At 55.7% G+C, this 22,008-nt stretch carries 18 protein-coding genes, 1 other RNA gene and 1 pseudogene; 6 read left to right on the forward strand and 14 right to left on the reverse strand.

Going from position 1 to position 22,008, the window contains the following annotated elements; genetic code table 11:
• Positions 1 to 89: 89 nt before the first annotated feature.
• The 4 genes from D6Z43_RS10280 to D6Z43_RS10295 all read left to right on the forward strand — a co-directional run bounded on the left by D6Z43_RS10280 (position 90) and on the right by D6Z43_RS10295 (position 5,270).
• Positions 90 to 1,490, forward strand: a complete 1,401-nt coding sequence (locus D6Z43_RS10280; RefSeq protein ID WP_120651834.1) for a site-specific integrase — start codon at positions 90 to 92, stop codon at positions 1,488 to 1,490.
• Between the two features lie 153 nt (positions 1,491 to 1,643).
• Complete coding sequence (locus D6Z43_RS10285; RefSeq protein WP_120651835.1) at positions 1,644 to 2,357, forward strand: hypothetical protein; 714 nt, start codon at positions 1,644 to 1,646, stop codon at positions 2,355 to 2,357.
• A gap of 1,274 nt (positions 2,358 to 3,631) precedes the next feature.
• The gene (locus D6Z43_RS10290) at positions 3,632 to 4,327 is read left to right on the forward strand and encodes a recombinase family protein (protein WP_120651836.1); all 696 of its coding nucleotides are present in this window, start codon (positions 3,632 to 3,634) and stop codon (positions 4,325 to 4,327) included.
• Between the two features lie 250 nt (positions 4,328 to 4,577).
• Positions 4,578 to 5,270, forward strand: coding sequence for a hypothetical protein (locus tag D6Z43_RS10295; protein WP_120651837.1), 693 nt, complete (start codon positions 4,578 to 4,580; stop codon positions 5,268 to 5,270).
• A gap of 198 nt (positions 5,271 to 5,468) precedes the next feature.
• Here the strand turns inward: D6Z43_RS10295 and D6Z43_RS10300 are convergent, their stop codons facing one another.
• Positions 5,469 to 5,783 (reverse strand): hypothetical protein, encoded by a 315-nt coding sequence (locus D6Z43_RS10300; RefSeq protein ID WP_120651838.1) that lies wholly within the window; start codon positions 5,781 to 5,783, stop codon positions 5,469 to 5,471.
• A 120-nt stretch (positions 5,784 to 5,903) separates the two neighbouring features.
• Here D6Z43_RS10300 and D6Z43_RS10305 point away from each other — a divergent pair, with 120 nt between their 5' ends.
• Positions 5,904 to 6,134 carry a helix-turn-helix domain-containing protein gene (locus D6Z43_RS10305; RefSeq protein WP_120651839.1) on the forward strand — a complete coding sequence of 77 codons (231 nt, stop codon included), beginning with the start codon at positions 5,904 to 5,906 and terminating at the stop codon, positions 6,132 to 6,134.
• 15 nt (positions 6,135 to 6,149) lie between these two features.
• Here the strand turns inward: D6Z43_RS10305 and D6Z43_RS27870 are convergent, their stop codons facing one another.
• The 9 genes and pseudogenes from D6Z43_RS27870 to D6Z43_RS28765 all read right to left on the reverse strand — a co-directional run.
• Positions 6,150 to 7,601 carry a hypothetical protein gene (locus D6Z43_RS27870; RefSeq protein WP_162945830.1) on the reverse strand — a complete coding sequence of 484 codons (1,452 nt, stop codon included), beginning with the start codon at positions 7,599 to 7,601 and terminating at the stop codon, positions 6,150 to 6,152.
• Positions 7,585 to 8,625: a nucleoid-associated protein gene (locus tag D6Z43_RS10310; RefSeq protein WP_120651840.1), complete on the reverse strand. Its 1,041-nt coding sequence runs from the start codon at positions 8,623 to 8,625 to the stop codon at positions 7,585 to 7,587. The genes D6Z43_RS27870 and D6Z43_RS10310 overlap by 17 nt, the downstream gene beginning before the upstream one ends.
• 171 nt (positions 8,626 to 8,796) lie before the next feature.
• Positions 8,797 to 9,360 carry a hypothetical protein gene (locus D6Z43_RS27875; protein WP_162945831.1) on the reverse strand — a complete coding sequence of 188 codons (564 nt, stop codon included), beginning with the start codon at positions 9,358 to 9,360 and terminating at the stop codon, positions 8,797 to 8,799.
• Positions 9,357 to 9,932: a hypothetical protein gene (locus tag D6Z43_RS27880; RefSeq protein ID WP_162945832.1), complete on the reverse strand. Its 576-nt coding sequence runs from the start codon at positions 9,930 to 9,932 to the stop codon at positions 9,357 to 9,359. The genes D6Z43_RS27875 and D6Z43_RS27880 overlap by 4 nt, the downstream gene beginning before the upstream one ends.
• 69 nt (positions 9,933 to 10,001) lie before the next feature.
• On the reverse strand, positions 10,002 to 11,084 hold the full coding sequence (locus D6Z43_RS10320; protein WP_120651842.1) for a type I restriction endonuclease: 1,083 nt from the start codon (positions 11,082 to 11,084) through the stop codon (positions 10,002 to 10,004).
• Between the two features lie 144 nt (positions 11,085 to 11,228).
• Entirely contained in the window at positions 11,229 to 11,492 is a 264-nt protein-coding gene (locus D6Z43_RS10325; protein WP_178083604.1) for a hypothetical protein, read from the reverse strand.
• A gap of 220 nt (positions 11,493 to 11,712) precedes the next feature.
• Positions 11,713 to 11,809: signal recognition particle sRNA small type (ffs, locus tag D6Z43_RS10330), an RNA gene on the reverse strand.
• 104 nt (positions 11,810 to 11,913) lie between these two features.
• A complete protein-coding gene (locus tag D6Z43_RS10335; protein WP_371924414.1) occupies positions 11,914 to 13,071 on the reverse strand; it encodes a methyl-accepting chemotaxis protein in 1,158 nt (385 codons plus the stop codon).
• Between the two features lie 3 nt (positions 13,072 to 13,074).
• Positions 13,075 to 13,548: pseudogene (locus tag D6Z43_RS28765) on the reverse strand (MCP four helix bundle domain-containing protein); the annotation flags it as partial.
• A 341-nt stretch (positions 13,549 to 13,889) separates the two neighbouring features.
• Between D6Z43_RS28765 and D6Z43_RS10340 the strand changes: the two are divergent.
• Complete coding sequence (locus D6Z43_RS10340) at positions 13,890 to 14,171, forward strand: HU family DNA-binding protein (RefSeq protein ID WP_120651844.1); 282 nt, start codon at positions 13,890 to 13,892, stop codon at positions 14,169 to 14,171.
• Positions 14,172 to 14,225: 54 nt separating this feature from the next.
• Here the strand turns inward: D6Z43_RS10340 and ligA are convergent, their stop codons facing one another.
• From ligA to D6Z43_RS10360, 4 genes are all read right to left on the reverse strand, one after another.
• Positions 14,226 to 16,601, reverse strand: coding sequence for an NAD-dependent DNA ligase LigA (ligA, locus tag D6Z43_RS10345; protein WP_120651845.1), 2,376 nt, complete (start codon positions 16,599 to 16,601; stop codon positions 14,226 to 14,228).
• Positions 16,602 to 16,669: 68 nt separating this feature from the next.
• Positions 16,670 to 17,485: a cell division protein ZipA gene (zipA, locus tag D6Z43_RS10350; RefSeq protein WP_120651846.1), complete on the reverse strand. Its 816-nt coding sequence runs from the start codon at positions 17,483 to 17,485 to the stop codon at positions 16,670 to 16,672.
• A 234-nt stretch (positions 17,486 to 17,719) separates the two neighbouring features.
• On the reverse strand, positions 17,720 to 21,208 hold the full coding sequence (gene smc / locus D6Z43_RS10355; RefSeq protein ID WP_120651847.1) for a chromosome segregation protein SMC: 3,489 nt from the start codon (positions 21,206 to 21,208) through the stop codon (positions 17,720 to 17,722).
• A gap of 13 nt (positions 21,209 to 21,221) precedes the next feature.
• Positions 21,222 to 21,881 carry a GntR family transcriptional regulator gene (locus D6Z43_RS10360; RefSeq protein WP_120651848.1) on the reverse strand — a complete coding sequence of 220 codons (660 nt, stop codon included), beginning with the start codon at positions 21,879 to 21,881 and terminating at the stop codon, positions 21,222 to 21,224.
• Positions 21,882 to 22,008: the final 127 nt, after the last annotated feature.

Here is a 22,008-nt window from a genome sequence, read left to right on the forward strand (position 1 = left end):
GGGCGGAAAAACCCGTCTGATTCGATGCTAAAAATTCTGGGGGTGTGGCTAGAACTGTACAACTTAGCTGTACCACACAGGTGTACAACATGGCCTTCATCACCCGTCGCGGAGCCGTCTACTACCTGAATCTCCGGCTACCGAAGCACCTATACCCAAGGTGTAATACATTGCAATTGAGTCTGGGTATTCGGGACCGCAGAACCGCCCTCTTCCTCGCCAGTTCGCTCGCAGAACGAGTTCACCAGCACATAGCGATTCAGCCACTCACAGAGCCCAACAAACTGCGTTCGCTGTGTGCGGAATGGCGAGATAACACCCCAACACCAACGTCCATCCCAACGCCGACCAGAGGCCGTATAAGCAGTTTGGAAAGCACCCGCCTCGATGGCCCCACCTTGGGTAGCCTGTCGAAGCTCTACATAGAGGAAGGGAAACGGAGCGGTGCTTGGCGAACCGTCAGCACGCTGGATGTTGAACGTGCCTTGCGGGATTTCTTTGACCTGATGGGCGATATGCCCGCCTCTGCCTTCGGGGTCGAGCAGGCTCGCACCCTCAAGGAACTATTGGCTCGATGCCCGCAGTACTTCGCCCAGCGTCCTGAGTTCAAAGGAATGACGCTCCGCCAGGTTGTCGACTCGACGATGACCTATCAGACCATCACAGCAGTGACGATCAACAATCGACTTCGAAAGTTGACTGCGTTTTTCAGCTGGTGCAAAGCCAACGGCTATATCGAGCAAAACCCGCTGACAGGGATAAAGGTCATGGCTGGCGCTGCAAAGGATGCTCGCCTCTCCTTCGAACCCAGCGACCTACGCACACTGCTCAACCACGAAGCACTTTGGCAAGAAGCAAGCAACTATCCGTGGCGATACTGGCTCCCCCTCCTCGCCCGGTTCACTGGTGCACGAATGGAAGAGCTTTGCCAACTGCACGTTGATGACCTCACCATCATGCAAGGCATCCCGTGCATCCGCATTGACGACAGCCGCGAAGGTCAGAAACTCAAGAACCAGAGCAGTCGCCGAATCCTGCCGATACATCCAGAGCTGCTGAAGTTCGGACTACTGGAGCACGTCGAAGCTGTCAGAGTTGCCGGCCACTTTCGGTTGTTCCCCGATCTGGAAGCAACACGAGGAAAGTATGGCCATGCCCCGTCGAAGTGGTTCAGCCGCTACAAGACCAAGCTGGGGATCAACGATCCGCGGAAGACTTTCCACAGCTTCCGACACACCTTCATCGATGACTTACGGGAGGCCGGAGTTCAAGACTCACTGATCAAGCGGATGGCTGGGCATGAGGACAGCTCAGTCACCTTTGGAGTTTATGGAAGTCGCTTACCACTGAAAGCGATGCTGGAGGCGGTACAGAACTTACAGCCGATACATTCAACCCAAACTGCAGTCCACCCCTTGACATTTTCGAATTCACAGATTGACAAAGAGTCCCAACTTGCAATAGTATCTCCTCCGTTGTCAGCGACCTGACAACACTCCCCAAATCGAAGCCTCCAACGCGACCATTGCGGAAACGCAGTGCATTGCATGGAGGCTTTTTGTTTCTGGGATTCAGCATCAATCCAAACACCGGCAACCAACCGAGGAATTGCCTATGAACTGAACTTGAAGAAGGAGAAAGATATGGACAACTGCGTCACCCCCGCCTGCGATACGCCCAGCGCCACCCCCCACAATACCGCACTCAGTCACGCTGAAATCCACGATGCACTCGTTGAGAAGCGAGCCGTTATAGTTGGCTGCTTCGTCGTTGACAACGAGACTGGCGAGATCATCGGTGAGTACGCCCAGACCCTAGCTTCCCATGCACTCTCTCGCCCGAGTCCCCACAGGGCGCCTGACGAAGTCCTGAGCGTCGATGAATGGGAAGACTACCTGAGACAACACGTCGACCGTCGCAAGCTCCCTCCCCACACCACTCATGCGCTGTACTACGTACAGGACACGGCACTGGGTGAGCACTTCCGAAAGAGCGGAGACTACCGAGTCAGCAAACCGATGATGATGCTGTTACTCCAGCTCCACGAACTTGTGCTGTACCGCAATGTGATTGTTATGTCGCAGACCGACCTGTCGACACATCTTGCGGTGGCCGAATCGAACCTGTCTGCAAAACTGGCCAAGCTTGTCGAAGCTGGGTTACTCAAGGTATTCACCTCCCGCAATGGCGACATGCGGAAAGGTGAAATCAAGCTCTTGATCAATCCGTGGCTAGTGTTCCGTGGCTCAGACGCACTCCGGGATAATGCAGTTAAAACTTGGTATCGCCACCAGATGCGACGGGACAGCCAAGCAAGAGATCATGACCACGTTGCTGCCGTGCCAATTGCTGCATAAGCTTTCGTAGCTTTTCTGAATAACTTAGGGAAAAGTCGGGCTACAGCCCCCTAGAATCAAGGGGGTTGCAAATTTCCTTATATAAAAGAGAGAGCGAAGCGAGCGAATCCTTGAGCGAACGACGACAGTCGGGAGGCGAAGCCTCATAGCTCAACTGGCATTCCCCATTTAGTTGAAAGTTGAAATAGATTTCAACAAATTAAAAGAAGTACACCAATGACTCGTCGATGAGTCACCTGTATTACGCCCCAACCTTCGGTCAAGAGTTATCGCACCAAAGAATATAGACATATTTATAAAAACAAAATTATTGAATTAATTCAAGAGTGAAAATACCAGTCGTCAACGACTGGTAGTCATATCGCACGGAAAGCGAAGCTTTGCACAGGTTAGTCTAAAGACTGACTACACCATGAATAATAGGGGATTTGTTAATTAACAAATAAATCCCCCAAACTTCAATAGTGTTACTACCGTAAATTTTACCATCCTGCCGGCAACGACAGGGGAATATCCCCTTGACCTACGGTCAATGGTCGACTCCTTCGTTGTCTCCTTTCGCACAATAGAAAAAGAGCAAGAGCAGACGGGGATTGATTTCATCAATTTATTATTCCCCGTCATCACTTTAAGTTGGATCAGCCTTGAGGAGTAGTCAGCCCCAAGCTGGCGCTTGAAGTGTCATCGCCCTAGAAGAGGTCACCACTTGGACTTCGTCCGCCATGGGATAGCTATCCCACGTGGGTTAGTGATCCAGCCTACCGGCTGATAGGGGGAGATAATAAATTGAGAATCAATCTCCCCCGCTCCTATCTCTTGATCTTCGATCTTACTGTGCAAAAACATCGGCTGAAGGCCGGGGTGTAGTCTGTACCTCAGGTTTTCCTGAGGTAGTTAGTACCCTTACGTTAGTACCCCTTAAACCCCGAAAAACCATACATAAATTGTACGCTTACAGCGAGCCTGTTAAGGCGATCCAATCTGTGGCACGTCTGTAGCCCTGATTCTACGGGCCTCCCTTCTCAAGTTGGTTGAGCAAAACGCTTTTTCTTTCTTCTGAGTCAGTTTTTCAAAATTGAAGAATAGTGCGAGGGAAGTTGGACAGATTCACGCCAGCATCATGAAACCTCACACCACGTCAATAGGTTGTGAATACCATTAGTCATAATTAGGTGGCAATGTCATATCTGTGTCGGTCGTAATAGGATTGTCATTTCAGTGGAGAGTCGATAGAGTGCTATCCACACACACAAATATTGTTGGAGCGCCAGACCATGAACGTAGTGGCGTATTATCGGGTATCCACTCGTGGGCAGGGTGAATCAGGGTTAGGTCTGGAAGCTCAACGGCAGTACATCGAACAGGCCGCTAAGGCGAATGGCTGGACTGTAGTGGCTGAGTATGTGGAAGTGGTCTCCGGGGGAGTGCCACCACTCCAGCGTCCAGAGTGGTCTAGGGCTGTCGCCCATAACCTTACCGTGATAGCAGCGAAGTTAGACCGGATCAGCCGTGACGTTGAACACATCGCCTCCCTGATGAAGCGTGTTCAGTTCAAAGTTGCCACCATGCCGCATGCTGATAGTTTCCAGCTCCATCTGTTCGCGGCTCTTGCAGAACAGGAACGCCAGTTCATCCGAGCTCGGACTAAAGAGGCCCTAGCAGCCCTTCAGGAGCGTGCAGACTCTGGCGATGTGGAATCCCAACAGAAGATCGAACGTCGCAATACAGCAGGCTCCAAGACGCTCTCTGGTGCTACACGTGCAAAGGCTCGTGAGTCCGTAGCCGGTCGAGTGGCTGGCTTCCATTCTGATGTTCAACACCATATCGAAGCGTGCCTGTTCCGTGGAGTGTCCACGTTCGCCGCTGTTGCTGAGTGCCTGAATAGCAAGGGTGTGAATGCTTCACGTGGTGGCCAGTGGAACGCTACACAAGTTCGTCGTGTGATGACTCGCCTTCAGCTTTCGCTCTGACGTGCAATGGCTTGCAAACGGCTAACGTTGAGGTCGAGAGTGCCACAACTTATTTATTATTTACAAAGCTTCAGCGAGGCCACCCGGTCGCGTTGTTGAATGGTGCTCGCAAAAATCAGCATTTGCGAAATGCCGTCCGGGGTTATTATTTGTACCCCCACCCCCTTTTTAAAACACCCCACCCCCATATGCGATTCCCTGGCGACGGCGGGTGGGTTATTCTTTTTCACCTTCACTACAGGGAGTTCCCATGAGTCGTCGATTTGTGTGGGTTGTTGCTGTTCTCGCTCTTTCCTTTGTCGCCGTGCTGATCTTCACCTACATCAGTACCTTTGGAGTCCACCGATCCCTCGATCAAGGGGTTTGGGGCGCCTTTGGAGATTACTTCGGGGGTATCCTGAATCCCATCTTTGCCCTCTTTGCGTTCCTCGGGGTGCTGTCATCACTTGATCTTCAAACAAGGCAGATCAAACAGCTTGCTCGGGATAAGCATGCAGACGAAATCTTGCAGGTAATCAAGGATATCGATGCACGTCTTACTAAACTACAAGAGACGTATGTTGGGCATACTTCTGGAATCGAACTGCATATTACGCATATGGTTGCGGAGTCTGAAAGAGTGGCTAAAGGAGGTGCGGCGTCTTCCACTTACAAAAGCTTCGTGCAGATTTCAAATGAGCCGGGAGCGGTTCTTGAGGCCGCTGTACGAGAGATGGCAATGCAGATCGATACAATGTGCCGATTTATGCAGAGTTATCCTCGCTCAGAAGAGAATAGTTACGCTCCTATGATTGATTACTACGCAACTAAAGCTTCTCGCCTGACTCCAATGCTCAAAGACATAGGAATCCTCTCAGATTCCGCTTCAAAATTTTTCGAAGCAAGAGCAGCAGGTACGTCAAGGAACAAGTGCGATGTAGCTCTTAATCCCGTGCAGGGTTAAAGCGCCAAACAGTGAGTGGCATCACTCCGCTTTCTATTATGCGACCGAATAGAATTCGAGCTGTAAAGCGCTTAGGAGGTATTTTTCGTGCGATTGGCTACGATGGCAGTCCTGACGTAAGAGAAACGAGTCTAGGCCCCTTCCAGCTCGTTATACAGCCCTATGTGCTGACGTAGAGCCCCACCGCTGCAAGGACTTCTATTTCAGCAGGAAGAAGGCCGCAACTGCCAGCACAATTACAGTGATTATGAAAATCTGGTCACTACGTTTCTTGCGAGCAGATTCATCAGCGTTCACCTTCTTGTAAGTCTCAACGTCACTCAATCCCTGCATCTTGTAGCCAAGAACCTGATCAATTTGTTTCTGAATCTTTTGGTTGTGGCTGGCGTTGCTGTTGGCTACGAGCCCCCAGACGATCAACCATAGGCCGAATGTTGGAATGCACAGCAGTAGGTGCAGGATGTGGTTTGTGGCCTTCTTCTGGCTTGCAAGTACAAAAATTTGCTCGTTCATGGCAGCTCCAAATCTGACAAGTGATGAACCTGGATAATCGCCTACCAGCCCGTTACATGACCATCATAATGTCACGATTAGTGTGTTCACGATTAGAGCACATGCCATGACCATTGGGAAATGCCATCCCCACCCAAATCCCCATCGCTACGCCGCCAGTTTGGCCACCGAATCCGTGAGCTTCGCGAAGGTAAAGGCATGAATCAGGAAGCCTTCGCGGACAAATGCGGTTTTGCCCGTACATACATGTCTCGGATTGAGACAGGCGGAGCCAATCCAAGCCTAGATGCAATTAAAGTCTTAGCCGACGCATTAGAGGTTGACCTATCAACATTGCTTGCGGGCCTCTGACCTCTACTATGCTGCTCAGTGCAACTCTCCAACAGGTTTCGCGTCAGCCTTTCCATCGATAAGCGGAACAATAATAAAACTCTCATGTTTCCATGGAGCCCCTGACACTTTCGAACCAGCTTCGTTACTTGGATTTTTAGCTATTCCTGGCTGCTGCCTATCGCCACTGAAAGTGAAGATAAACACAAGCACTGTAAGTATCAATATCACTGTCATTCCAAAACTAGAGACACGAAAGAGTACTCGTTCCGCAGATCCAATTGGGACAGTAACCATTCTACTGTACTCAGCCATCGGCAAGAATCGATACAAACGTGAATGCCATTCACTTCGAAGCCTTCTCTGAAGACGCAAGAAGTGAATACCTGAAGCAATTACCATTGCAACATATATTGCTACCATTACCGACAACGACACCAACAGCCAGCTCTGTGTAGATGTTGTTGCTTTTGCTGCAAGCAGGCCAAGTCCAACAGCAAATGCACCTGCGACTGCTGTAACCACCTGCCTAGTAGAGTCTGCTAGCTTGGCAGTTTCATCCGAAACAGACTTTCTCAGCTCAGCCAAACTCTTTAGCGTCTCCTTGCTTATCTCAGATACCGCCAATCTGTATGCGATCTTCGCAGCAGAAAGAGCAGATAAAATATTCTCTCTCACGCATTCAACAGCAGGCGCTTCCTTACTCGAAGACCTTGCAACTTCAGCGGACAACAATATCTGTCTTGACTCTACCTCTCTATCACTGTCAAAAACCCACGATACCGCACGCTGCAGACCAACAAAGGACGCCTCAGATAGCTTTTTTAACAATTCCGGCTCATCAGCAGAGAAAGAAAGCTTTAGCCTTGGCGGCCCATTAAATTTCAACTCATCCCCACTCTCATTGATTTCATTCGGCAGAATAGCCAGAAGTTTACAGATAGACATATTAGCCCAAACTTCGAAAGCGGGGTTATCAAACTCAACATCATAATCAGCTAGCAACCAAGAACCAATATCCCTAGGAACAAGATCCTCGGCCCCATAATTCTTCAGAAGCGTCCTTGGATTTTTCTTGATTGCCTCAGGCAAAAAGTAGCCATTGTTATTCCAAGGAGTAAATATCCTAGACTTTGTCGCAAAGGCTTTTTTTAGATAGGAGATCTCCCATCGCACTGCCTCCAAGTCACTCTCGAGGCTTTGCCTAAACCCTTCCAATGTCAAAAGCCGAATGCAATTAACTCTTGAAGCAGGTTTGTTTATAACTACTCGAAAGGGCGCCAGCTCTGCCGCTAACTCATCCCTTCCCCAAACATTTTGTTCCGAGTCACTTATCGAGAACCCCCATGACAACAACTCTAATTCAGAAATTATCGCTCGCACATCATCAAGCGTTAACTCTGAAACAGAAACCGTGCTCTCGGACTCAAATAGAATCGCACGACGTTCCGTGTGCAGCTCATCAAGGAGCTCAGCTAGAGCTATCACGGAGAATCCTATCCTCAGTCACTTTTCGAGTAGTAACTGTAATTTTCTCTCCGCCGCCCTTCTGTGGAACTCGCTCCACTGTTGCCCCTGCGTCGTCTGGATAGGTGATCGTGACCCCTTCTGTGGTCTTAACCTTCCGCATTGGAGGCTTAGTTAACACTCGACGATCTGGCTTAAATCTAAGACCATCCAATCGCATCTTCTTTATGGTCTTCCTGGCCTGATTCTGCAGACGTACACGTGTCTCTTCTTCTTCAGGAAAACCAGCTGCGGAAATTACCGCATCAACTATAGCGTCCTCATCAACTTCCTGTCTCTCACGCAACAACCCAACAGCATGTGCTATTGCACGAGGAACGTTTTCCTCTGGGAGCAAATTTTTGCATGCATTGAATGTTTGCCTAACCGCCTCCTTCACTGCCGAACTAAGCTCTTCATCACTACGAGTTCTGGTTACATCCAGAAAACCCGCGAAGTAATCACTTAACTCTGGCGAAGGCCTTGCTCTATCTAGCGTGGATATTTGAAGTTCGGCAACTCCGTTGCTAATCCTAACAATTGCGGCCTTTTGAATGGCCCTTTTATCACCAATGAAGGCCTGAACAATTTTCCTCAGAAGACTTCCATCTTTTCCATTGGCTTGCTCAATAACCTCCCGATAATCATACTTAATTAAGCTATAGATCCTCTTCCCTTCATCACCGCACGTGAGTTCAAATACAAAAAATGCACCATCCCGACTTCCACCAACATGCTGTAAGGAAAATGCACGAGAGAGTTCTTGTGCCCCCCGCTCAAAATCCACCTCCCCGACAGCTATTTTTTCTAGCCTCAGCTTTGTAAAAGAATCTTCAGAAAAACTATAAACAGCGTCTTTATCAGTATCTCTGATCCTTTCAATAAAAAACTCTTCATGCTCTATTGTTCTTTTCTTCTCAGCAACAAAATTCCCATCACCCACTACATGAAGAATCATGTTGCTAATCTTTAAATCCTGATACTCCTCATCAGTCAAAAAAGACATAAACCCCTCCTTGATCGGCAGACTAACAATCCAAACAGTACGCGCTAATGTGCCAATCTTTAATAGCGAACGCAGACGCGAGCACTGCCATTAGGATTCCACCATACCGCGACACAAAAAATATTAAACCATACTAAAAAGCGTGATCCGTGCAGCAGCACGCCTTACATATCACTTTCCGAATTCCTTACCTACCATTAAGTTACGAATACCTTTCGACCAGAACTCCCTCATACGGAAAATATATTCAGCGGCCGCTTGTTTCGCCTCCTTCTTTGAAAAGCCAGAATTCACCAACCTCGAGAAAACAACATCAAGATAGATCGACTCCCATCTAGGCAACTCCGCTGGCAACTCGATCAACACCTTAGGATTGGCCAGCCCTTCACTTACTTTAATTCCACTTGATGCAGGCTGAAGGTAGACGCCTTTTGCCTTCACAATTCCATCCATCAAAGCAAACTGCTTTCTCGCATCAAACCTAAACATCACGCTTAGCTCTAGCGGACGACTGAAGTCGAGATGCAAATTCACAGACCAATTCTTGAATCTCTTGATAGCCCAAGTAGACACAACATCCCCTGGCGGCAACCCTTGATGCAGTAATATTAGATCCTGCAATGCTGGGCAATTTTCGCAATCAACTATCAAGACAGGAATAAGCCTTCCATCTCCAAAGAAAGGAGCAGCAATGGCACCATCACCAACAATTGGAATCAGTTGTGCCTTCTTCATTTTTGCTCAACTGCCCCCACTACTTCAGGAATAATATAAGCCGTAACTGTAATCCTTGAATCTGAGGAATGAGCATCCACTGAATAGCTATCTATAATTTTTTCTCGATCAAAGCTATCTGGAAGCATGAAGGTAACCCAGCCTGAAATAGAAGATTTTGCCGATATATTCAGCGGCGGCTCCAATCTAGAAAGCCCATCTTTTTCGCTGCTCCGCACTCGTAAATCAGGGGAAAGAATAATAGATCTAACCTCATCCGAATCATCGACATACGAAACCCGCAAGTCTATTCGTTGAATTGTGCAGGGCATACTTGCTGAGTTGTTATATAGCACAGCGAACGACGCGAACTTCCCTTCCAACCCGTCAGTCCACTTATAGCAGCTAATGAGGTAAGGCTTTATCTCTCTGAACTTCTCAGAGTGATCACTCAGGCTAATTCTCAAGGACCTCTTGGATACTGCAAAGCCTCTCCAAGATACCACCAGCGAAGCGAACGAGAAAAGTAAAGCAGCCAATGCAATGGCTGTCTCTGTCTCCGACTTGCTCCAGTCAATAAGCGGGTTGATCATTCGAAATGCAGCTCCATAAGGCCCACCCAGAGATAGGCCTCATACGGGGACAAAGAATCAGCCCAGCAGTCACTCGTAGTACGCAACAGCCCCTTTGAGCTGCTCTGCGAAGCTGTAGATGTCATCTAGGGAAGTAATGGGATGTCGAGTTTCGTTCTTCTCGTGATCAAAGATCCCTATGTACTTCTGACTGCGGTTGAAGTGGAGGCGGCAAATCGGCTTCCGATTGTTATCGTCCAGCAACACGCCGAAATAGCTTTGCGTGTCGCGGTGAACAATTCGCTTTGCATCAACTACTGCCCGGACAATCGCCTTGACGATGTGGAAGCCTTCCAGTTCATCCAGTGTCGTCTGAACCCGATCTTCTTCCTGCTCGTTCGCTGCTTCGTTAGTTACGGTTGTCTCTGCCGGGGCTACCGCAAACGATGGTTGGAGGGCTCCGCTCATAGCGGACTTGAGGCGATCATTCACCTGATCCCCGAGGAACTGGGCCGCTGCTTTTCGGGTGAGCGTGGCGAACTGCTCCCTCACCTTCTGCGTGATGATCCCGTCGTAAACACGGGCCGCGAAGAACTTCACAAAGTCGTCGTCAGGCTGGTTGAACTGAGCAGCCATCTCCCGCTTGATCTGACTGACGTACTTCAGCTCGCCAGCAGCATTGATGATCGAGTCAACATCAAACGCTGCCTTGGTGATCTTCTGAAGCTCCGGCAGAATGTGTTCATCAACGTCCAGTAGATCGAGCTCCAGAAACGGCTTCTCGTCCATCTTGTTGGGTGCATCGAGGTCCGTGAAGAACTTGTAGACCTGGCCATTGGTGAGGATAGAAATTCGGGCGCTGGTGACGTGGAAGTATCGGAACAACTGGCTTGCATGGTTGATGTGCAGCGGCTCACCGATCTTCTTGCATTCGATCAGAATCTGAATCTCGCCATTTTTCAGAATGGCGTAATCGATCTTCTCGCCTTTCTTGGTGCCGATGTCGCAGACGTACTCAGGCGTCACCTCAGACGGGTCGAACACATCGTAACCAAGCACTGAGTTGATGAAGGGCATTACCAACGCCGTCTTGGTGGCCTCTTCGGTTTGAATCGCCCCGCCTTGCTGCCGGACCTTGGCAGATAACGCATTCAGTCGCTCTATGAATTCCATGTCACGCTCCTTGCTGAGGACGACTTCATCGTAGTGACAGGCGGCATTACTGGCAATTGGCAAGTACTGCTCCGAGCCAAGCCATGCGAGAAGCTCAGGACGGGCGAACAGACTTGAGCCGTGGCGATCACTGACGATCAATTACTATTCGTCTTCCTCTTCGTCATCGTCATCTTCATCTTCATCTTCAGTGAACCCGCCTCCCCCGTCCACGAAGGATTGGCAACCCTCGTTGAATGAAGGTGAATCCGTACTACAGGCAGAGTCATCGTCAATATCATTTGACTCTGCCCATTCATAGCCTGCTTGGTGACCCGAACAATCATCAAGGCAATCGTTGCCGTCGAAGGTGGCGCCATGGGCCACTCCGAACGCTGCCAACAGCACAAGAACGGATAACGCACGCATACGGCTTCCTCCCTGAACGTCACGCTTACCAAGAAAGCATGAGGCATTGCACGAAGATAGCTGCCAGTCGAGGGGTACTGAATTGAGCTTTGAAGATACAGACGAAGCGGATACGATGCGCTGCACGGTGCACCACTTAGGTGTACCAAAACGCTGTCACACACTTCGATTTTTGGCGAGAAAAGTCTTTTAGAATTAAAGACTTAGGAATTGGAGGTGACCCCACCAGCCACACCCCGGCACACGATTTCACCGCTGCGGCTGCTCCCTTCCGGGCCTGACCGGGTTCACGGCTGATCGTTGCGGGGGGACCGGCAGGGCCACCATCACACAGCTCGCCAGATCGGCGAGCCGCGCCATTGTACCGGCTCTTCGCCAACTTACAACCGCTAAAAACGGTTTCCTTACAAGCACTTGCGAATCAGACCTGGAAGCGCCCCACCAACTGGGCCAGGCCGCTGGAAAGCTGGGAAAGGTGCTGGCTGGCCTGGGTGCTCTGTTCCGAGGTTTGCGCAGCCTCGTTGGAGAGGTCGCGGATATCGCTGATATTGCGGGCGATCTCTTCGGTAACGCTGCTCTGCTCTTCGCAGGCAGTGGCGATCTGAGCCGCCATGTCGTTGATCCGCTGAACCGAGTCGCCAGTATCCGTCAGCGCCTGGTCGACACCAGCCGCGCGCTCTACGCTGTCCCTCGCTTTCAGGCTACCCGTGCGCATGGCCTTGACCGCTTCCTGCACGCCAGCCTGAAGACGCTCGATCATCAATTGGATGTCCTTGGTTGAATCCTGCGTCCGGGCCGCCAGGGCTCGCACCTCGTCTGCAACCACGGCGAACCCCCGTCCTTGCTCGCCAGCCCGCGCGGCTTCAATGGCGGCATTCAGCGCTAGCAGGTTGGTCTGGTCAGCGATGCCCTTGATTACCGCGAGTACGGCACCGATGTTGGCAGTTTCCTGCTCCAACGTGCTGATGGTTGCAGATGCGTTCTCCACCTCCATCGCCAGTTGGCGGATGACGGCGACAGTAGCCCCTACCACCTGCGCTCCCTCCCGGGACTGCTCCTCGGCGAAATGCGCCGCATCCGCCGCGTTCTGCGCATTGCGCGCCACTTCGTGAACGGCCGCGCTCATTTCAGTGGCGGCGGTGCTTACCTGATCCACGGCAGCATGCTCGCTGCTGATCAGGCGATCGTTCGCCGCCGCGAGCCCGGCCAGGCTGCGCGCCGAATCGGCTACTTCTCCAGTCACACGGCTGACTTCACGGATCAGCGGTTGAAGCTTGTCGAGGAAACGGTTGAAGGCTTGGCTGAGCTTGCCCAGCTCGTCCCGCGACAAGACCTCCAGGCGCACACGAAGGTCGCCGTCCCCATCGGCAATCTGCTCGATGCGCTCCAGCAAGTTGTGTAACGGCCGGGTCACCAGCATCGGGAAGCCGATGACTAACACGACGCAAAGAACCAGGCCGAAGGCGATGGCCAGCCCCTGCTGCCAGGTGCGGGCCTCCCCCTGCAAGATAGCCGCCTGCCCTTCGACGTTGGCGGCCTTGTCTTCCAACTCTCCGAGTTTGTCGATGGCATCGCGCATGGACGCGAACTGACGCTCGCTGTCACCGAAACTGAGAGCACTGGCCGCAAACGGGTCCTGGGCAGACAGGCTCACCACCTGCTGCGAAGTCGCCTTCCACTGGGAGTAGCCACGATCGAAGTGGGCCACCAATTGCTGGGCTTCGGGGCTGGAATCCATCGCGGCGTACTTGTGCACCCGGTCATAGGCCTGCTGCAGATTTTCGGCATGGCCGGCCTTGAGTGCCTGTGCGTGTTCACCGGCCGCCTCGTCCAGTAAGCTGCGCTCGGCGATGAAGGCCTGGTAGAGATCGCGGTCGGCATTGAGCAGCAGACTGATGGCAGGCAGGTAACGATTGGTCAGTCGCTTGCTCGAGTCGGCCACCTTGCCAATTCCCTGCATACCGAGACCGCCTACCAGCACCATGAGAAGGGCCAGCACCAGGATCGGCAAGGCGACTTTCCAGCGGAAACCCAGGTTGGCAAAGGCACGTAGCATGGCGGCTCTCCTTAGCGCTTGTTACATCTAGGGCAAGCGTAGTCGCTCAAGAGAGTTCAGGGCCCACGAGCGACGCTGCGGACTTCGAGATTTGGAGACGTTGGTCCAGAGATGCCAGTGACGACCTGTCGTCGGCTGCCGAGACCGACGGCAGGTTGCGTCAAATCGACGCAAAGCCGGGCATCGAGCACAGGCTCACTGGCCCTTTTGTGCTAGCTTGCCCAGCGGTCGCGGCTCGCAGCTACAACCCGTGCCGCACTTCCAGTCGCTCCGCTGGTCTCATCAGGGCCGGCGCGACCGGCCCGGCCACAAGCCAGACACTTATTGAATGGAGCAACACCATGGCACTCACCAAAGACCAGCTGATCTCTGACATCGCAGAAGCCACCGACACCACCAAGGCCGCCGTGCGCGCCATGCTGGAACAGCTCAGCGAGATCGTCAGCGATTCCCTGGAGAACAGCGATGAGATCACCCTGCCGGGCATCGGCAAGCTGAAGGTAGGCGAGCGTCCGGCCCGCACCGGCCGCAACCCGCAAACCGGCAAGGCCATCGAGATCGCCGCGAAGAAGGTGGTCAAGTTCGTTCCGGCCAAGGCCCTGACTGACGCGGTCAACAAGTAAATAAAAAAGGGGCGGACCATCTGGCCCGCCCCTTCTCATGCCCAGAAGTACGGATCAGCTCAAACTGGCCAGTTCTGCCAGGAATTGTTCCTCATCCAGCACCCGGACCCCCAGCTCATTGGCCTTGGCCAGCTTGGAGCCGGCACCGGGACCGGCCACCACGCAGTGGGTACGCGCCGACACCGAACCCGCCACCTTGGCGCCCAGCGCCTCCAGCTTTTCCTTGGCCACATCCCGGCTCATGACTTCCAGGGTGCCGGTGAGCACCCAGGTCTGCCCGGCAAGAGGCAGTCCTTCCACCGCTTTCCTCTCGCTATCCCAGTGCATGCCGAATTCACGTAACTGGGCTTCGATTGCCTGGGCGCGAAGGACATTCTCGTCGACGGCAAAGTACTCGCGCAGCGCCTGCTTGGCCTTTTCGTTCAGGCCCTTCATCACACTCAGGTCCAGCCAGTCGCGACTAAGGACTATGAGGCCTTCCAGGCTGCCGGTCTTATCCGCAAGGTTCTTCGCGCCAGTGCTGGCAATGCCGGAGACATTGAGCTTTTCGATGAAGCCGGCAAAGGTGGCACAGGCGGCAAATTCTGGGCTGAGACCGCCCTCTTCCTGCAACTCGACGCCACGCTCCAGCAAGCTGCGAATCACCTTCTGGTTGTGGTCATCGGAGAAGAACGCGTGGATTTCGTGGGCAACTTCCAACCCCACGTCCGGCAAGTAGGTGAGTACGTCCGGCAGGGCCTGCTGGATACGCGCAAGGGACCCCAGGGCGCGAGCCAGCAGCTTGGCAGTTTCCTCACCCACATCAGGAATACCCAGTGCATAGATGAAGCGCGCTAGCGGCGGCTTGCGACTGTCGGCAATTGCGGCCAGCAGATTGCGGGTAGAAAGGTCGGCAAAACCTTCCAGCTCCACCACCTGCTCGTACTTGAGGGTGTAGAGATCAGCCGGCGAGGCAACCAGGCCAACGTCCACCAGTTGCTCGACGATCTTGTCACCCAGCCCCTCGATGTCCAGGGCTCGGCGCGAGGCGAAGTGGATGATCGCCTGCTTCAACTGGGCGCCACAGGCCAGACGACCGACGCAGCGATACACAGAACCTTCGCTGGTCGTCTCCTTGCCCTTGCCACGCTTGATGAGCTGCGTGCGTTCCACCGCCGAACCGCAGACCGGGCATTGCTCAGGGATATGCACCGGACGCGCATCGGCCGGGCGCCGCTCCAGTACCACCTGCATCACTTGCGGGATCACGTCGCCCGCGCGACGGATGATCACGGTGTCGCCGATCATCAGGCCCAGGCGCTCGACTTCATCCATGTTGTGCAAAGTGGCATTGGACACGGTGACACCGGCCACCTGCACCGGCTTCAGGCGCGCGACCGGCGTTACGGCGCCGGTACGGCCAACCTGGAATTCCACGCCCAGCAGTTCAGTGAGCTCTTCGCGCGCCGGGAACTTGTGGGCCAGCGCCCAGCGCGGCTCGCGGGCGCGGAAACCCAACTCCCGCTGCCAGGCCAGGTTGTTTAGCTTGTAGACCACGCCATCTATCTCATAGGCCAGGCCGTCACGGCGCTCGCCGATGTCGCGGTAGTAATCCAGGCAACCCTGAGCACCTTTCACCAGCTTCAGCTCACGACTGATGGGCAATCCCCAACCCTTGAGCGCCTGGAGAACGGCGTACTGATCGTCCGGCAGCTCACCCTCGACCCGCCCAAACCCATAGGTGCAGAACTCCAGGGGGCGACTCGCGGTGATCTTCGAGTCCAGCTGACGCAGGCTGCCCGCCGCAGCATTGCGCGGGTTGGCAAAGGTCTTGGCACCCAGTTCGAGGTTGCGTGCGTTGAGCGCATCGAAGCCGGCCTTGGACATGTAGACCTCGCCACGCACCTCCAGGACGGCCGGCCAGCCAGTTCCCTGCAGCTTTAGCGGCACATTGCGGATGGTGCGCACGTTGCTGCTGATGTCTTCTCCCGTGGTGCCATCGCCACGGGTCGCGCCACGCACCAGCACGCCGTTCTCGTAGAGCAGGCTCACCGCCAGGCCATCCAGCTTGGGTTCGCAGGTGTACTCCACTTGCGGACCATCCCCGAACAGGTCGCCACCCGGCAGGAGCTCACCCAGCCCCTCGCGCACGCGGCGATCGAAATCCTGCAGATCCTGCTCTTCAAATGCGTTGCCCAGGCTGAGCATGGGCACCTCATGGCGCACTTCACCGAAGGCCGACAAGGCCGCGCCGCTGACCCGCTGGGTCGGGGAATCCGGCGTCACCAGCTCGGGATGTTCAGCCTCCAGGGCTTGCAGTTCGCGGAACAGACGGTCGTACTCGGCATCGGGCACGCTCGGCTCGTCCAGCACGTAGTAACGGTAGTTGTGCGCATCCAGCTCGGCGCGCAGCGCGAGGATGCGTTCGGCGGCGGTTTGGGCATCGGTCATGGTTCTAGCTCTTTCTCTTGAAACAAAAAGAGCAGCCGGGGCTGCTCTTTCGTTGACTGCGCGACGGATCAGCGCTTCTGGGTCAGGTGCTTGCGCTCGAATTCGACGATGCGCTGGCGGTAATGCTCAATCGTTTGCGCAGTCATCACACTGCGCTGGTCATCCTTCAGCTCGCCATTCAGCTCCTGGGAGAGCTTGCGCGCGGCGGCAACCATTACATCGAAGGCCTGCTTCGGATGCCGTGGACCCGGCAGGCCGAGGAAGAAGCTCACGGCGCGAGTGCTGAAGTGGTCGATGTCATCCAGGTCGAACGTGCCGGGCTTGACGCCGTTAGCCATGGAGAACAGCACCTCGCCATTACCGGCCATGCTTTCGTGGCGATGGAAGATGTCCATGGAGCCGAAGCGCAGGCCACTTTCCAGAATGTTCTGCAGCAGGGCCGGGCCTTTGAAGCCAGCTTCGTCGCGGGCAACGACGTTTATGACCAGGACTTCCTCGACCGGAACTTCCTGAGCCTGCATCTGCGGATGGGCCTTGCCGTTCTTCTTGCCTTCATCGACGGGGTTGAGCAGGGTCGGCACCGGCTCGTCGAGGTTCAGGTCGCCCTGCTGCGGCTCGCCGCGGCGTTTCCCGGCCTCGCGGGCGCTCAGGGAAGGCAGGTCTTCCTCATCCAGGGAAGGCTCCTGATGTGAGCGATCCTTGACCCGTGACGGGCCGAGGAGGTTCGGATCTTCATCGTCATCCGCGGCATTGGAGAAGCTGCGATCCAGCTTGAACTTGAGTTTCCCCTTACCACCACTCATGCGGCGCCAGCCATCGAACAGAATGCCGGCAATTACGATGATGCCAATGACGATCAGCCACTCGCGCAGACCGATATCCATGTAGTCCTGTGTCCCCTAGTGAAAATGCAAACAAACGATGGTGAAGAAAGGACATCCCGTCCCCTGAAACGTGGCGCCCAACTCCATGTTCTGAATGGCGTTTTCCACGTGCGACAAAATTGGGCATAAAGCTAGCACGACCAGCCCAGCAGAGAAACCTCTGATAGAGGCTTACTCCGAAGCCAACGCGAATTTGATCTCCGGTCGTACCCGGAGTTCGCATCCGCCGGGCAACTAGGCCTCTACCATCGACATTGCCTCCTCCACATCCACCGCCACCAGGCGCGAGCAACCGGGCTCGTGCATGGTCACACCCATCAGCTGATCGGCCATTTCCATGGCGATCTTGTTGTGGGTGATATAAATGAACTGCACTTTCTCGGACATTTCCTTCACCAGACGCGCGTAACGACCCACGTTGGCGTCATCCAGTGGCGCATCCACCTCGTCCAGCATGCAGAAGGGGGCGGGATTGAGCTGGAAGATAGCGAACACCAGCGCCAGCGCGGTGAGCGCTTTCTCGCCGCCGGACAGCAGATGGATGGTGCTGTTCTTCTTGCCGGGTGGACGCGCCATGATCGCCACCCCGGTATCCAGCAGGTCCTCGCCCGTCAGCTCCAGGTAGGCATGGCCGCCGCCAAATACCTTCGGGAAAAGCGCCTGCAGCCCGGCGTTGATCTGGTCAAAGGTTTCCTTGAAGCGGTTACGGGTTTCCTTGTCGATCTTGCGAATGACGTTTTCCAGCGTTTCCAGGGCCTCTACCAGGTCATCGTTCTGCGCGTCCAGGTAGCGTTTGCGCTCGGATTGCTGCTGGTATTCGTCGATGGCGGCGAGGTTGATCGGGCCGAGACGCTGGATACGCGCGGCAAGTCGCTCGAGCTCCTCTTCCCAGGCGCTTTCGCTGGCATCGGCAACCAAGGTCGCGAGCACCCCATGCAGGTCGTAGCCATCCTCATGGAGCTGGTCCTGCAAAGTCTTGCGACGGACCGTCAGCGCCTGCCACTCCAAACGCTGCTGTTCCAGTTGGCCGCGCAGCAGCTGAGACTGCTGCTCGGCCTGAGTACGGCGCTTCTCGGCGTCGCGCAGTTCGCGATCCGCATCTTCCAGGGCCAGCCGGGCCAGCTTCAGTTCTTCCTCAACGCCCAGCCGCTTCTCCAGCAGCTCCTCCAGTTTCAGACGCAGCTCCTCCAGCGGCGCGGCGCCCTCCTCAAGATTGAGGCTGAGTTGCTCGCGACGCTCATTGAGGCGCTCGAACTGCAGGCTGAGGCGCTCGAGGGCCTGACGCGTGGAGTCGTGTTGTGCCTTGAGCGAGCCGACGCGCACTGCCAACTGGTGAGCGTGATCCTTGTGCTGACGCGCCTCCTGGCGGATACGGTCGAGGCGTTCACGCAGGCCATCGCGCTCGGCCAGCAATTTTTCCCGCTGTTCCGTGTCGCTGGCCATGGCGTCCAGCGCATCCTGCAAGGTGAGGCGAGCCTCACCCAGTTGCTCGTGCTCCAGGGCGCGCTGTTCACCCAGCTCGCGAAGTTCTTCCTCCAGGCGGCGGCGACGCAGCGCCAACTGCTCGACTTTCGCCTGCTGAGCGGACAGTCGAGCCTTGAGCTCACCCAGACTGCGAGATTCGTCTTGCAACTGGCGGCGCTGCTGCTCGCGGGACTCTTCCTGTTGGCGCTGGCCGTCGCGAAGCTGCTGCAGGCGCTCGTCCAATTGTTCCAGGGCGGCTTCACGCTCTTCGCGCTCGGCGTGCAGACGCTCGAGTTCCTGGCCACGCGCCAGCAGGCCACTCTCTGCCTCACTGGCTCGGCGTACCCGAAGGAAGTTGCGCCCGACCCAGTAACCATCGCGGCTGATCAGGCTTTCGCCGTCTCCCAGACTGCCGCGACGGGCGAGTGCCTGCTCCAGAGTTTCCACCGGCAGGACCTTTGCCAGCCAAGGCGCCAGGTCCACCGACGTCTCGACCTTGTCCAGCAAGCTGCCAGGCACTCGTGCCCCGCCCTTGCCAGCGCTGGCCAGACGCAACTCGCCCTGACTGAAGCCGGACAGGTCGAGGTCATTGAAATCATCCAGCAGCACTGCCTGTAGATCGGCGCCGAGTACGGTTTCCACCGCCAGCTCCCAGCCCTGCTCCACCCGCAGGCCCTCAGCCAGTCGCGGGCGCTCTGCCAGTTGCTGCTCGCGCAACCATTCGGCGGCGCCCTTTCCCGGGTTGAGCGCGGCTTGCTGCAGGGCTTCCAGCGACGCGATACGGCCATTCAGGCGCTGTAGTTCACCCTGGGCCTGCTGCTGGGCCTGGCTGGCCTGCTGCAATTCTTCGCGCAGAGCCTCCAGGCGCTCCATCAAACCTTGCTCGGCAGCCTGGAGCTCCTCCAGGCGCATCTCGCCTACCGCGAGCTCCTCGAGCATCTCCTGGATTGCGGCATCTTCCGGGTCGGCCGCCAGTTGGGAAGCTTCGTCATTCAGGCGACGTTCGCGATCCAGCAGGCGCTCCAGGCTGTGCTCCAGTTGCTGGATGCGCGACTGCTGGACCTCCGCCTGGCGACGCGGCTCCGCGCTGCGCTGGTTGAAGCCATCCCACTGCTCCTGCCAGGCGTGCATGCCGGTCTCGGACTCTTCGAGCTGGGCCGCAGCCTCTTCGGCCGCGGCAGCGCTCATTTCCTGCTCAGGGCCAAGCATGTCCAGCTCTTCGCCCAGCGTGGCGAGCAGCGTGCGGTCGTGGCCCAGATGGGATTCGGTTTCCTGGCGGGCGCGCTCGGCCTCACGCAGGTCGTCCTGCAACTGCCGCAGGCGCTGCTGGCCGTGCTGGATGCTTTGCTCCACACGGGCGATATCGCCGCCCACGGAATAGAAGCGCCCCTGCACCAGGTTGAAGCGTTCGGACAGTTCGTGGTGTCCATCGCGCAGGCGCTCGATGCTGGCGTCTGCGTTGCGCTGCTCGGCCACCAAGGCCTCGAAGCTGATTTCCTGGTTGCCGATTACCGCTTCGCGCTGGCCAACCTGCTCGTTCAGCGCCCGCCATTTCAAGGCGGCGAGCTGGGCCTTGAGCTGGCGCTCTTCGGCCTTGTACTCCTGGTACTTCTCGGCGGACTGGGCCTGCCGGTGCAGGCGCTCCAGCTGGCGCTCCAGCTCCTCGCGCAGGTCGGTCAGGCGAGCGAGGTTTTCCTGGGTGCGGCGAATTCGGCTTTCTGTCTCGCGACGGCGCTCCTTGTATTTGGAAATGCCGGCGGCTTCTTCGATGAAATTGCGCAGGTCCTCAGGCTTGGCTTCGATCAGCTTGGAGATCATCCCCTGCTCGATGATCGAGTAGCTGCGGGGGCCGAGACCTGTGCCGAGGAAGATATCGGTGATATCCCGGCGGCGGCACTTTGTACCATTGAGAAAGTAGGTGTTCTGGCCGTCGCGGCTGACGCGGCGGCGAATGGAAATCTCGGCGAAGGCGGCGTATTCGCCCACCAGGGTGTTGTCGGAGTTGTCGAAGATCAGCTCGATGCTGGCCTGGGCGACGGGCTTGCGCGTATTGGAGCCATTGAAGATGACGTCGGTCATCGATTCGCCACGAAGGTTCTTCGCCGAACTCTCACCCATTACCCAGCGAACAGCATCGATGATGTTCGACTTGCCGCAACCATTGGGCCCCACCACGGCGGCCATATTGCTGGGGAAGCTGACGGTGGTCGGGTCCACGAAGGACTTGAATCCGGCTAGCTTGATGCACTTCAGCCGCATCGGTGTGCTCCGCTCAACGTTCGGCCAGGGCTGCGAGCACCAGCTCACAGTTCTGCTTGCCGTAACCCAGCAGCACTTCACGGATCTTCGCCTGGTCGCGGGCGATCACTGCCAGCAGCAGGTCATCGAACACCGCGCCGAGGTTGCCCATCTGGCCGCGACGACGCTCCAGGGCCATGTAGTAGGTGCGGGCGATGGCCGGCTGCAGGTTGTCCAGGGTCTGTTGCAGGTACGGGTTGTCGGCGAAGGGATAAGCCGCCTGCATGATGGCGAAGCTGGAGTCGACGAACGCGAGGATGTCTTCCCGCTGACGCGCTTCGACAAGGCGCTGCTGGATCGCTCGGAACGGCGCGAGGTCTTCCTCGCTACGCCAGTGCTCGGCAACCGCGTAGCCCAGGAGGATGTAAAGCTCCATCACCAGGGTATAGAGGCTGCGCACATGCTGCTGGGTCAACTCGGACACCTGGGCGCCACGACGCGGCAGGATGGTGATCAGGTGACGGCGCTCCAGGATCAGCAGCGCTTCGCGTACCGACCCTCGGCTGACATTCATGGCCAGGGTGACTTTCTGTTCCTGGATGCGCTCACGTTCTTTCAGCTCGCCGCGAATGATGCGCTCGGCCAAATGCTGGGCAATCTGCTCGGAGAGGCTGTCCGGTGCCTTGAACGTCATGGTTTTCCTTTGAACTGGGGAACATTGTGCGCTGCGCTGGAGCTTTCCCGCGCCAAAGCTCAGGCGCTGACAGTACTACGGGTACGGGCAGTGGGTGCAAGAGCGAACAGGGGAAATTTCCGACTCT

The sequence above is a fragment of the Pseudomonas sp. DY-1 genome, assembly GCF_003626975.1.
Taxonomy (GTDB): Bacteria; Pseudomonadota; Gammaproteobacteria; order Pseudomonadales; family Pseudomonadaceae; genus Metapseudomonas.